The organism is Mesorhizobium sp. WSM4817 (assembly GCF_055811135.1).
The window spans coordinates 37,421-50,135 of sequence record NZ_JBVVQQ010000034.1 but is presented as its reverse complement, the minus strand read 5'-3'; the positions used below and the strand labels follow the sequence as shown (position 1 = coordinate 50,135).

General features: G+C 56.9%; 10 protein-coding genes and 2 pseudogenes. 7 read left to right on the top strand and 5 right to left on the bottom strand.

Annotation, left to right across the window (positions count from 1 at the left end):
* The coding region (locus AC0L2K_RS30955; RefSeq protein WP_473533212.1) for an ISL3 family transposase at positions 1–600 on the top strand (600 nt) is incomplete at its 5' end.
* Between the two features lie 144 nt (positions 601–744).
* Here AC0L2K_RS30955 and AC0L2K_RS30950 read toward each other — a convergent pair.
* From AC0L2K_RS30950 to AC0L2K_RS30935, 4 genes and pseudogenes are all read right to left on the bottom strand, one after another.
* Complete coding sequence (locus AC0L2K_RS30950; protein ID WP_473533211.1) at positions 745–2,274, bottom strand: DUF262 domain-containing protein; 1,530 nt, start codon at positions 2,272–2,274, stop codon at positions 745–747.
* A gap of 43 nt (positions 2,275–2,317) precedes the next feature.
* Positions 2,318–3,199, bottom strand: coding sequence for a hypothetical protein (locus AC0L2K_RS30945; protein WP_473533210.1), 882 nt, complete (start codon positions 3,197–3,199; stop codon positions 2,318–2,320).
* Positions 3,200–3,309: 110 nt separating this feature from the next.
* Positions 3,310–3,851, bottom strand: a pseudogene (locus tag AC0L2K_RS30940) (DUF4158 domain-containing protein); the annotation flags it as partial.
* A gap of 302 nt (positions 3,852–4,153) precedes the next feature.
* The gene (locus AC0L2K_RS30935) at positions 4,154–4,699 is read right to left on the bottom strand and encodes a hypothetical protein (protein WP_473533209.1); all 546 of its coding nucleotides are present in this window, start codon (positions 4,697–4,699) and stop codon (positions 4,154–4,156) included.
* A 438-nt stretch (positions 4,700–5,137) separates the two neighbouring features.
* On the opposite strand from AC0L2K_RS30935, the gene AC0L2K_RS30930 reads away from it, so the two are divergent.
* From AC0L2K_RS30930 to AC0L2K_RS30915, 4 genes are read left to right on the top strand one after another with little or no spacing between them, the layout of a single operon-like run.
* Positions 5,138–5,323: a hypothetical protein gene (locus AC0L2K_RS30930; RefSeq protein ID WP_473533208.1), complete on the top strand. Its 186-nt coding sequence runs from the start codon at positions 5,138–5,140 to the stop codon at positions 5,321–5,323.
* A gap of 10 nt (positions 5,324–5,333) precedes the next feature.
* The gene (locus AC0L2K_RS30925; protein WP_473533207.1) at positions 5,334–5,918 is read left to right on the top strand and encodes an ABC-three component system protein; all 585 of its coding nucleotides are present in this window, start codon (positions 5,334–5,336) and stop codon (positions 5,916–5,918) included.
* The gene (locus tag AC0L2K_RS30920) at positions 5,894–6,430 is read left to right on the top strand and encodes an ABC-three component system middle component 5 (protein ID WP_473533206.1); all 537 of its coding nucleotides are present in this window, start codon (positions 5,894–5,896) and stop codon (positions 6,428–6,430) included. The genes AC0L2K_RS30925 and AC0L2K_RS30920 overlap by 25 nt, the downstream gene beginning before the upstream one ends.
* The gene (locus AC0L2K_RS30915; protein WP_473533205.1) at positions 6,417–8,339 is read left to right on the top strand and encodes an AAA family ATPase; all 1,923 of its coding nucleotides are present in this window, start codon (positions 6,417–6,419) and stop codon (positions 8,337–8,339) included. Before AC0L2K_RS30920 ends, AC0L2K_RS30915 begins: the two co-directional genes overlap by 14 nt.
* Before the next feature lie 472 nt (positions 8,340–8,811).
* Here the strand turns inward: AC0L2K_RS30915 and AC0L2K_RS30910 are convergent.
* A pseudogene (locus AC0L2K_RS30910) lies at positions 8,812–9,003 on the bottom strand (MucR family transcriptional regulator); the annotation flags it as partial.
* A gap of 1,354 nt (positions 9,004–10,357) precedes the next feature.
* Here AC0L2K_RS30910 and AC0L2K_RS30905 point away from each other — a divergent pair.
* Entirely contained in the window at positions 10,358–12,061 is a 1,704-nt protein-coding gene (locus AC0L2K_RS30905) for a phospholipase D-like domain-containing protein (protein WP_473533204.1), read from the top strand.
* A 397-nt stretch (positions 12,062–12,458) separates the two neighbouring features.
* The gene (locus AC0L2K_RS30900) at positions 12,459–12,713 is read left to right on the top strand and encodes a hypothetical protein (protein WP_473533203.1); all 255 of its coding nucleotides are present in this window, start codon (positions 12,459–12,461) and stop codon (positions 12,711–12,713) included.
* Positions 12,714–12,715 lie beyond the last annotated feature (2 nt).

Here is a 12,715-nt window from a genome sequence, read left to right as displayed (position 1 = left end):
ACCCAATGCTGGAAGGATGGGAACCGCTGCGGCCGACACCTGTTTCATGACGTCAAGCAGCGCGGCTACACCGGCAGCTTCGCCAATCTGGAGCGGTTGCTCGGAGCCTGGCGGCGGGCCGAAAGAGAGCAGGCCGATGAGGTGCCGTCTACGGCCTTGAAGTCGGAGCCGGTTCGAGATCCGGACACCGGAAATGCAATCTCGCCAGTGGTTGCCGCAGCACTGTGTATCAAGCCACGAAGCCTACTGACGGACTGGCAGGCAAGGAAGGTCGATGCCCTGAAGCAGGGATCTGAGGCGTTCGCCGAGATGCGGCGCCTGGCGATGCGCTTCAACGGCATCCTTCGCGGCAAGAGATCGGCACCACTGGATGCATGGATCGACGATGCGCTCGACTCCGAACTCATTCCGATCATGCGGTTCGCTCGAGTCCTGCGCAGGGACATCGATGCCGTAAACAACGCCATCGAGCTGCCTTGGAGCAACGGACAGGCCGAAGGCCAGATCAACCGCCTCAAGACCCTCAAGCGCTCGATGTACGGTCGGGCAGGTCCGGAATTGCTGAAGGCACGAATGCTGCCACGGCTTCACACAAAGTGAGGAAGAACCTAATTAAGTGCCAAATGACACCAGTGGTCCGCAGGTTCGCCGGACCATGTGAGAACATACGAGGGTTGACGAACTATCCGCTATCGTATTGCTTCTGTTGAGAAAGCCTTGTCCCTCTGTGAATGTAGATTGCATCTAGAAACCGAGTGAGCCCCTTTCGACTAGCTGCGACGCCTTGTTTTGCATCAACCTAACCCTTGCCCGCATAAACTCCGGCGCGTTGCCTTGCTCCAGTTCAATGATCGCGTCCTCATCTATAAATTGGGACTTGAGGGTAGCCCAATCATCGCGATGCGCAGCTTCGGTGATTGCGGCTTGTATAGCCTCTGGGGAGGCATGGCCCTCAAACATAACCACGTTGCCGAATAATCTTGCGGATATGGTGTGTGGAAGTCCACCGCTGACTAAGTCAGCGCGAGAGAAAACCGGCTGGAATATGCTCAAATCCGAACTCGCCATATATGCCGAAGGGTGGAAGATCGCTCCGTCGGGAATGTCGCAGGCCCCATTCGAGGCGAACATCGCGGCAAAGGTGGAAGACAAGGCACCCCCTGATACCAGCCGCCGCTCGTAAAGTTCGATTTCAGTCAGCTTCAGACGCGGCTCAAGCCCGCGAACCTCACCACGTACAAGGCCTCGCCAATTGTCAATTGCCCGAACAACGTAGTGGTCCGGTTTGCCGCGCAGGCCCTCGTTGAACCCTGTCGCCCAGAACCACCGTATTATCCTATCTAGATCGGGATCATCAGCTTCCTCCATGCCTATTGCCCTAAAGAGAAGCAAGATTTGGCCTTCGTAGGGAACTAAGTCGGTAGAGAAAATCTTCAGGCGCTCGTTTAGGAACTCTGTTACCCGTAACAGCCCGGATGTAGCGTCTTTGAAGGCCTTTGACAGAACCTGCGGTTCGCGAGCCCTCAGCTGTAACAATCCGTCAGTTGTAGGCGGAATTCCAAGGGTTAACCCGACACACTTAATAAGGGTCTCAGAACCTAGGGGAGCGCCCACTTCGGCGAGATCTCCAGCGGATGCATCGAGATAATGGTTGAGATCGAAATCCTCTGCCCAAGTTATTGCCCTCATGAAGTCAACTTGGTTAAGCCGTGTTCCTGTGGAGTTTATCTTTTCGAAAATACCCACTACCCTCTGGATGTCATCACTTCGAATAGTGACTACTGGAACCATATATTCCTGAAAAGCCGCTTGAAGGGATAGAAGCCTCTCCAGCAATAAATCCGAATTTTCCAGCTTCGAGATCCGAGATTGATGGTCAAGAAGCGAACGTGGCACGAACAATGCTGAAAGGGGGACCGATGTGGGGGAGGCGAGCTCCCCCTCGGCATGTGCGAAAACGCCACTCATCAGATCGTAACGAACGTCAAAGCGGCTATCGGTGGTAGAGGCTCCGAAGTGAAAGACCCCGTAGAGGGTCGAGAGACGTTGCATACCGTCGAGTACATAGGTAGTCGGAAATCGTTCCTCCACGTCCGGAAAAGACGTGGCCCCGCTCGGAGCGATACGAAGGATTTTCCGGTCAACGCCCCACAATAGAACGCTTCCAATAGGAAAGCCCTCGTTCACGCTTTCTAACAGTTCAACCATCTGCTTTTCGCTCCAGACGAAATTGCGCTGGAAGGCTGGTATCCGAATTTCACCGCCGGTGATCATTCGGAAGAGTGTCACTAGGTGCAGAACCGAGGGTTGCGGCGAACTAATTCTCATGTTCTTCGCTTCTTTCTTTACTGGCTGCCTCGCGAGGTCCCGCTTCTCCGCTACTCACGGCATTCTCCACGACTACCGTGCCCGTCGAGAACACGTCGTCTTTGAGGGTCTGGATTACTCCCTCCAAAAGGTGCAAGCCATGCCCAAGATAAGCGGACCGAAAACGCTGGGAGCTCGCGTCCCATTTCCATTTCCGGTCGTTAACTTCTCGACCTTCCCGTCGATCTTCATACAGACCGTGGGTTAGTGCCGTGATAACCTCTGCCAATTGGGTCGAAAACTGGAGCTCAACCCACATCAGTCGAGTAGTGACTTCGCCCTCCAGCATTATCTCGACGGAAACTTGAGCATAAAAATGCCAAGCGTAATAACCCGCTTCAGTGCTTAGCTCACGAAAGGAAAAAGGAATACCGTCCTTCTCACAGCATTCCTTCAGACAGGAACAGACAAACTCGGGCCCATCCATATATTTGCAGACGAACCGTGTTCTCAGCAGATCGTCGATGGTTTCATAGAGATCTTTCGGGTCATAAAATCCGTCAGGCGGAGGCTTTGGGTAGTTTCTGTTGAATAATACGTTGCGCCTATAGAGTTTGTGTAAGGCGCTCTTAAAGGGCTTCGTCAGTAGTCGCAGCTCCTCGACGGCATCCGGCGGGTAGAACAAGAGGTCGGGACGTCCACTGACATAGTGACCCTTGGCAGCCCTCAAGGCCTCGATCATGAGAGAAAGGCTCGCGCCGGCAGACGCGGATTGATGTGCCGCTCTCATGTTGAACTCGTAGCTCTTCTCAGCCTTTGCTACATCGCCGCTAGCGTCAAGCGCCTTAGCACAGCTCGCGAGATATTCCTCAAAGTCTGGTTTTGCTGCCACGAAACATCCCCCATCAACATACTAGCTGAGCTGAGTACCTTGTCCAGATCGGCAGTCCCGGTGGCAAACCGACAATTGGTGTGAGATCCTACGCTCCGGCTACCTGCAGGGCGTTCTTGACGTTCGCGACCGTCGATAGCGCGAGCCGCGATCCCCCATCCGCTCAGTAATGTTGGCCGCCGGGAGCAGCGAATTTCGATTGCGGAACTCCGTCACAATGGCGCCAGCTATCGAAGCACCGGCGTCTGTTGTTGAGGCCATCTCAATTGCCGTCAGCAATGCGGCACCCCGATCTTTGGCGGTTGCGTTTCGCTTCCGGAGATAACCCAGGAGATGAGCAATGTGATTGCTGCGGGTCTCCTCACGACGGGCATACAACCTGAATGCCGGTCGAGCTTGCACCTATTTGCCCAGCAACATAGTCTAGCATAGCTTTCGGCGGAACCTCGTTGGCCAACAGTGGCCGGCCGGGATAGCGCATCAAGCAGAGTTGGATCGCAAAGCCGAGCTGATTGTGTTCGCGCCGCCGTAGCTGGATTTCCAGCAAATCGGCGGGCACAAGAGAATAGTGGCGGATCAGACTGTCTTCGTCGATCGGAATGTCGAGTAGCGTCTTTCGTTCGTGTTCTTTGAGAAGCGCACGTCGGGCCACTTTCCCACTCCACTTGAGAACGGTAGTGGCCAAGCCTCTGTCCAAAGCAGCCTAGCGGTACAGGAGGCAAATGACGTATCTACAGCGAACATCCGGGTGTTCACTCTCCGTTCGACCTTAGCGCAAGATTCTGAACAGCTCTTGTTCCGGCCCCAGCTAGGCAGGCGCGTCCCTCGACCCCGACCAGATCACCGCCGCAGTGCCGGAATAAGGGCACAGGTCTCGCGTTCCGGAATGAACTGGACCGCACGATATGAAGACGGGCTGGGGATTTCGCCGGAACGGGATCCTAAGGTACGTGCTCACTTGTAGGCTTTGAGCACGTACTTGGTCTGCTGGTCGACGAACTTGTAGTCGTCCTCCCAGTCGTATTCCATTTCCTCGGCCAGGCTGAAGAAGCCGGGGCCCGGGCTGGTTGTCCCGGCCGTCTTCCGGTGCACCAGCACCGACAGCAGGACGCCATCACGGTCGTAGCTGCGCCTGGAAATCTTACCGAGGATCTCGCCGATCTTCGTTCGGTCTGCCGGAACGGTGGTCTTCATGCCGACCTGCGCCATTACGGGCTCGTAGTAGACGACGCGTTCCCCTTTCTTGGCGGCCTTGATCAGGTAACGCTCGACGACCTCGACCTGCTTCTCGTAGGCCTCCTCTAGGTCGACGAGGCTCTTCAGGGCGACGAACCTGTTCTTGCCGATCCGGATTTCGCCGAGCCGTCCGGAACCGATCATTGCTGTGACGGCGGGCGCGGTGCGTTCGAGGTGCTCCGCGACAAGCGGGATGGGTACGATCGCCAGTTCGCGGTCCTTCGCGAATGCCTTGATATAATCATCGAGTGATTCAAACGTCATGTAACGATCATCCCAGTTAACGATTTGCAAAACATACAATATCGTAACATAAGAGTTTGTCAACTCGCTGATTTCGTCAGCGTCGCATGGTCCTTGCGTGCCCCCGTCCGCCAGAAGCGGGCCACTCCGACATGTGTTCTGGAACGACCACAACGGGGCCGGGAGGAGACTGTCCGGTTTCGGGGTGCGTTGATCATGTAGCTGCCTTCGGTAGCACAACGGTCGGCCCAGACACTTCCCGTCGGGCTCAAGCGCTGGCGGGCTTCTCCGTCCACCGCGTGTGCGCACGAACTCGACAAGCTCAGATCGAGCGACTAGGACGGAATTCAGCAAAAGGATTCATTTATACAGGTTATAAGCTTACGTTCCGATCAAACTTCTGGCGACTCGCAGGGCTCTCTTATATATCGTGGGGGATGGTCGAGCGGGAGGTTACTGATGGAAGAATACTGGTCAGAGATAGTGAGCTTGGTTGTGGGCCTGATCGGCGGCGCGACCATCGGATCGCTCGTTTCGATCCGCGTGGTTAGATCGAGTCACAGCAAAGATTCCCGCACCATCAATCAGTCAAACATTCGAGCGGGACGCGACAATATCAGCGGAGACCGCATAAAAACCAAGTGACGGTCTAGGCATGGCGGGGGAGCTAACCACACAACGGGACATTACCGCTGGACGCGACAATATCGGTGGCGATCAGACCCTTATCAATTCGAACAACGATTTTCATTTCCAGCTGGACGGTGAGAAGTCGCCGATAGCCGCCTGGATGTATCAGCTGGAAATCGAGATCAGCACCAACCAGCAGGTCGTCGAATTCATCGACACTTTGCAGATGTATCAGGCGCGACACAGCCACGATGGCATTGACGGGCTTGAGGGAAAGCTCAAGCACGCGGGCCGCAATCAGGAGATGATCGGTCTCGCCTTGCGGAAGAAGGAACTGTTCCAGCGCCTTCTCACCAAGTATGCGATGTTCGACTCCGCTCAGCAGATTTTCGCGTACCTGCTTTCGAAGGTCGAGGGTGACTTTCGAACGTATGTTCTCCCGAATATCGACGGCAAAGCGGCACACGACGTCGATGTCCTATTCGCGCAGTATCTGATCGGCCCATGTGCTGATGAAATAAAGTCAGGCGTATTCTGTCTGAACTCGGCAATCGCCGCCGGCATGGTGTATTGGCTCGCCGAGCAGTGCTGGGTACGGTGGCACTCATGATCCAACTTTCCTACCATCCGGCATTCGACGCCTTTCACTGCATCTTCCGCATCCTGAGGCTTCGCGCTCGGCGCGGTTTCAGCGAGGTCGAAGTCGATAAGCTCCGTATCCTCGACTATTATCTCTTGTTCCCGTGGCGCGCAGGTAAGATCAGGCTCGCGTCTCGCGATCTCGGCATCAGAAAGATTGCGGCCCGACTCGAGGACGAACAGGATTACGCCACGCTGCCCAAAGGCGAGATGTTGCTTGAGCGGATGAGGCCGGCACAGGCTGCGGCGCTTCAAACAATGGCACGGGACGGTGTCATCGATGTGCAGTCGCTCAGGAACGATCTCGTCCGGTTTGCTCGGGCAGATATCGCGCCGGAGCTTCAAACGCGCGTGGCGCAGCGGAACGAAGCAGAGCCCGAGAGAATGCAGATTATCGATGCCCTCAGCAATTATCCGTTGCTGGGCAACGACGGCCTGAAAGGCCGAACCTCCTTGCTCGAGCACCGCTATGACAAGATTTAAGCCAACACTGCGAGTTGAGAGGCTTCGGGTCGAGCGGCTCAACCAGGCTGTTTATGACCAGCGGTTTCATCAAGGCGTCAATATCATCCGCGGCGACAATTCCTCGGGAAAGTCGACAATACTGAATTTTCTCTACTATGCGATTGGCGGCGACATTTCGGACTGGAGTCCAGTCGCATTGCTTTGCTCGCGCGTGCTGGTCGAGGTTGCGCTCAATGGAAACGTCGCGACGCTGGCGCGAGAGGTGTCCAGCAAAACCGGACAGCCGATGGAAATCTTCGGCGGCTCGATGGAGGAGGCGCTTACGGTGGCCGCATCCAGTTGGACGCGATATCCATACAGACGCTCGGAATCCCGCGAGAGCTTTTCGCAAGTTCTTTTCAAGCTGCTGGATATTCCTGAAGCCACCAACGAGGTGAGCGGGAATGTTACAATCCACCAGATCCTCCGCTTGATGTATGCGGATCAGCTCAGTCCGGTGGGAACCCTCTTCAAGTTCGAGCAGTTCGACCCGCCGCTTCTTCGGGAGACGGTTGGCCGGTTGGTTTTTGGCGCCTACGAAAACGAGCTATACGCAAACGAGTTGCGCCTTCGGGAATTAGACAAGGAATATACGGACGTCAGTTCGGAACTCACCGCCGTCTCCCGTTTGGTGGGGCAGTCTGGACAGGTGCTGACCCCGTCTTGGATAGATGCTGAGCAAACGCGCATCGAGGAAAAACGCGCTGCCGTTGACGACCAAATCGCGCAGGCCGAAAAGGCCATGTTCGAGGCCGCAGCCACGGACACTCTTTCGCTCGATATGCAACGGTCCGCCTATACCGCCGTTCAGAAGCTTCAAAGAGAGATCACCGAGGCGAATGCCGGAATCGATACCCGAAAATTTGAGATCGCCGACGCGGCACTCTTCATCAAGGATCTGGAAGCCAAACTCGCGTCGTTGAATGACTCATCGGCCGCGTCCAATGCGTTCGGCAAAATCACCTTCCAGTATTGCCCGTCCTGCTATTCCGCGATTGAAGCCGAACATCCGGCGCATGCCTGCCATCTATGCAAGACTCCTTTCGACAGTGAGAGGGCACGCACGAGGATCGTCTCGCTCATCAATGACACCTCCAGGCAGCTTCGCCAATCGCGGGCACTGCAAAAAGATCGGAAGAGTGAGCTCGAAAAGCTCGAACTGTCACTCAGCGATCTTACAATGCAATGGAAATCGGCCTCCGAGCGGCTGAACCAGTCAATACGCACTCCGTCATCCGCCGCTTCGCAGACACTGCGAGAATTGCAGCGTGAGGCGGGCTATATCGAACGTGAGATGGATGATCTGCAGTCCAAAAGACAATTGTCTGAATCCGTCGAGAAGCTGATCACCCGCAAAGCCGATCTGAACGCTGAGATGACCCGGCTGAAAGAACGCAACGAGGGTCTGAAGGCCGCACTGAACAAGCGGTTGCTAGTCGCCTACAAAGAAGTCGAACAGCAGATTCTAGCGCTGTTGCGCGGTGACCTGCCGAGGGAATCTGCGTTTATCAATGCTCAATCGATTCAGTTCGAGTTCTCCTCGAACAAACTGAGCGTCGACAACGAATCATATTTCTCGGCAAGCTCGCGCGTCATCCTCCGCAACAGTTTCTTCGTGGGACTGTTGGGTGCCGCCACTCGAGACCCTTCCTTCCGGCATCTCCGGCTGTGCATGCTCGACTCGATTGAAGACAAGGGAATGCAGCCCGAGCGGAGCCATAACTTCCAGCAGCTTGTTGTCGCCACCGCTCAGGCCGCGCTGTGCGAGCGCCAGATAATTTTCGCAACGTCGATGATCGCGCCGGACCTCGATCATCCGCACTTGACGGTTGGACACTATTCCACGTTGGATAAACCAACGCTGGCGATCTCCTCAGGCTCTCGTTGAGCGGGTTCTATGATCCTCGGCAGGACAGGTGCAGTATGGAGCACGTACTACAGCACTATCCTCCGACCTGAAATGACCGCTTTCAAAAATAGGCAAGGTGCCCGTCGACGGCCGAAATTAGGCGCCAAGCTGACCTTGGGGCGGCAAGTTCAAAACCTACCTTCCCGAAGCGCTGGTCGGTGGTGTCGAGCACCTGGTTCATCTGGGGTGTAAGGCGCGACGGGACGTACCAGTTATCGGCCTCGGGGAGCACGAGTTCGCACAGGCGAGCTGCACGCGGCGGTAGTGCACGGGTTCGTCAGCGCTGATGCCCAATGCCTGGCGGGCATTACCCGGCAGCAATTTGTCGTCGCCCTTCACGCGATGAGCGACGATCTTCGCCTCCGGCGCCAGCCCGTGGTCACCACACCACCGTTCCAGCGTGAGCGTGGCGCTGGGGTGGCTGAGCAGGTCGCCGTTGAGCGTTTCCAGCAGGGCCAGAGCCTGGGTGCGGGAGGCGGTGTCGTTGGCGAAGGGATTTGAATTTCTTCCCGTCCTCGAGAGAGATGATGTAGTCCGGTGTTACAGACTTCCTGATCGGGACAGGAGGCTTCAGAGCCTGCAGCTCTTCTGCTGAGACGCTTCCGGCAGTGCCTTTCAGTGCCGCGTGCACTTGGCCGATCATGACCGTCGAATATGACGGCGCTGAATTTGTTGGCCGGACACTATGCGAGGATGCTCGATGACGGTCTGCTCCTCGACGACGCGGAATCTTTCGACTCGCCTTTAATCGATGCCGGCAAACTCAGGAGCATGCCAACACGGAGCTTGCCGGATAGTCGTCTGGGGTCGGTCGAACGGCAAGCAGCGGCCCTACCGGTCGTTCGGAACCGATAAACGCGGGCACCAAGCGTTGGAAACAATCCATTAGCGAGGCCCCGGGGGTTCTCCACGCGGCAATCCTTCCTCGTGAGCCGATTCTATTGTGCAAGTTTCGCAGACCGGGTGGCTATATCGCCTAAGACAGCACGAAGAAGCGTTCTAACTTCCTGTTCGGCGAGCCCCGGTGCAATTCCTGATTCGGACAGTTGAACGCGAATTGTCGTGGCGGTGCTGCGCCAGAAGGCATTCGCGTCCTCCCGTTCTTGGATTCCAGGACCCGGGCGATACCCTCGACCAATTTCCGCCGACGATGCAGCGGAAACGCGCTTATGTTTGAATCACCCATCGATCACCTCTCGCTCTCAGTCTGCGAATAAGCAGTGGCGGGTTAAAAAATTTCGTTAACAGCGCTTTTTTTGACAGTGGTCAGCAATGGAATAAGGCGCCCGCTACGGCCCAATCCGCTGTTGATCTAGAAGTCGAACACGAGAACCCGAGGGAGCAACCTGAACGTTGCGAAAGGGAGGAGGCCCGCCGGTCACCCCTTGAAACGGCATCCGCCGACCAAGCGCAATGGGACACGTCATGGGCTGAAGTTTGCAAGAGCTGCTGGCTCCTTGAGGGACTATCCCCAGCCTCGCGACGGTCAAGGAGGTCATGGACAGACTAACTCAGCCCGGCCGCTCAACGGCAAGCCGGCTTGGCAGATCGCATCTCCAAGATGGAGGAAGGTCAGGCTGCCTTCTTGCGCGAGCTTGCAGTGATGGCCGCGGAACTCGGATTGGAGCGACCAGCAGAAAAAGGCAGAAAGGGAATCCAAACACCTTGCTCTCGAGGACCGGGAGCGCCGATGGCCCTGCGCACTCTGCGTCAGCGTCTTCCCAGCGCGGTCTTCGAAGAGATTGCGAGCGCCCGACCTCGAATGCCTACGTGGCTCGCCGCCGTCGACCCTCGATTTAAGCGACCCGGTGGCTAAAGATGACGTCCCCGCCGAGGGGATCCATGGATCTCGTTCGGCCGCAGAACCAACTGCAAGCAGGTGGGGATTTCCACCGGTTTTGTCACTATACTGTCAGAGGTTGCACTGATACTCGCGAACAAGCAGAAAGAGCGTGGTACGTTGCCGCTATAACGAAACAGCTTAGGAGGGAGCATGAATGTCCGGGATCACTCTCAAAGTATTCTCGAATGCCGACGACGTGCATCTTGTATGGCACCATGAGGATGACATTCCAGGCTGCCTGGGATTTGCCATCGAATGCCGTCGAGGCGATGCGGAGCCCAAATATCTGTCGAACCGCGTCGGCTTCGAGGACGACATCGAGGTCGATGACCAGGGCGAACGTCTAACCTCCCGCTCATCGCAAATTTGGCCGTTCCAACGCTATGACTGGACCGATCATGCGGCGGATCTCGGGGATGTGATCGCCTATCGCGTGGTCGCCAGGGTCCTTGGTGACGATGGCAAACTCGAGGATGGGCCTTCGAGCGACTGGTCGGAAACTCTGACCCTGAGCGCTGATTGCGGCGATGGCGCCAGCGTCCATTTCAATCGTGGCTATGTGCTGTCCCAGTTCATGGCGCGCTACATGAAGCGCAAGGGGATCACCCTAGCAGAACTGAAGGAGACGGCGGTCGTCGTCAGTCAGCAGGTCGACCGGGAAGTCCGTGCCTTCCTCGGCGGAACGCTGCGGGAGACCATGCTGGGGATGATGGGCGAGGTTGCGGCTTCTCCCAGCCTTGAGCTCCATGCCGCGCTCTACGAGTTGAGCGACAAGGAACTGACCGATGCTCTCGTCGCTGTTGGGAGTCGCGCTCATATCGTGCTGGCCAATGGTAGCGTTGACGAAGAGGGTGAAGACGAGAACGCGGGAGCACGAAGCCGGCTGAAAGACGCCGGTTGTGTTGTGCATGACCGGTTCCTTGCCCCCAAGGCTTTGGCGCATAATAAGTTCGTCGTTATTGGCCATCGCGAGGGTGTGGGATTCGCACCGGAAACAGTTTGGACGGGGAGCACCAACTGGACGCCGACCGGTTTGTGCACGCAGCTCAACAACGGCATTACGCTTGTGAACAAGGACCTGGCGGAGCGGTACGAGGCGCAATTCAAACTGCTGGCCGAAGCCGGCGATGTCGTCTCCGATGATCTGCTGGACTCGAACAACGAGCCGAAACGCGGCATCCCGCTTGGCGATGCCACGGTCGATAGCTGGTTTTCCAAGCTGAGCGGCGAGATCGACAACAAGGAACTGGTCGAACTCGTCAAGAGCGCCAAGCAGGGCGTGTTCTTCGTCATGTTCCAGCCCGGCAATGAGCCGGTGCGAACGCTCCTCAAGATGCAGAAGGAAAAAAATCTCTATGTGCGCGGTGTGGCGACACAGTTCACCAGCACCGGCGCCGAGGACTTCAAGCTGCTGAAGCAGGACCCGGAGGAATTTTTTCTCGACGCCGCGCAGACCTCGGGGGTCGGCAAAACGGTCGGACAGTGGGCGGTCGAGGGCACGGCATCACAGTTCCGCACCCACATTGGCCATGCCATCACCCATTCGAAGATGATCGTGATCGATCCGTTCGGCGATGATCCGATCGTGGTCACGGGCTCCCACAATTTCTCAAAGGCCGCGAGCACCAAAAACGACGAGAACTTTATCGTCATCCGGGGTCATCGCGAGATCGCGATGCACTATGCGATCAACGCCATGCAGACCTATAGCCACTATCGCTGGCGCGCTTATCTCGAGGAGGCTGAGCGAGAGGACCGGGACCCATTCCAATATCTGTCGCGCAATCCGAGATGGCAGCGCCGCCGTAACACGGGCGAGACCAAGCGCATGCTGACCTTCTGGCTGCCGCCCGCTTAATGGATGGAAGCATGGCCCGGCGATCCTGTCATCGTAGTTAACGCCGACGACGCTTTTGCGCAGCTCCAAGTATATGTTCCACCGGTTTACGATCGAGACCACGCGTTAGGCCTTGGGACACGTGCCGGTCGTGCCAGATAGGGTTTGCATTTCGTTTGCGACTGAACCGCTGACCACCTGCGCGAAGCGGCAAGCTGACATCACTTGCAATTAGCGTTTGTCTCGGCCATGCAACTCCATGGAGGGGAACTTGGCCGAGCTGGTCGGGGGCAGTGCTGGAAGAACCGGGTTCGATCCGTGCCGCTTCGAGCGGGAATTACCGAGACTTCCTCATCAAGGACATCGGCCGCGCGCTAGCCGCCCTGGGTCAGCTCAAACCCTTCGGGTTCAAATTGCCATGGACGACTTCGGTTTCAAGGATGGCACGCAGGCGCTCGCCCTGCGCATCGTCGTCAATTCAGGCGAGATCGAACGCTTGCAGCACGGGGGTTTACGCCGGCGGCATACTCGGCCGGTCACGAGCGCTGGCGGTACGGCGCGCCCATTTCATGAAGCCTTCCGATCCCGTGATCTGAACAGCGAGAACGTCACACGGCCGTTCAAGCGCCTACCCAACCTGTTTCACCACGGGTTTGACGTTTTGACCGCTTGAGA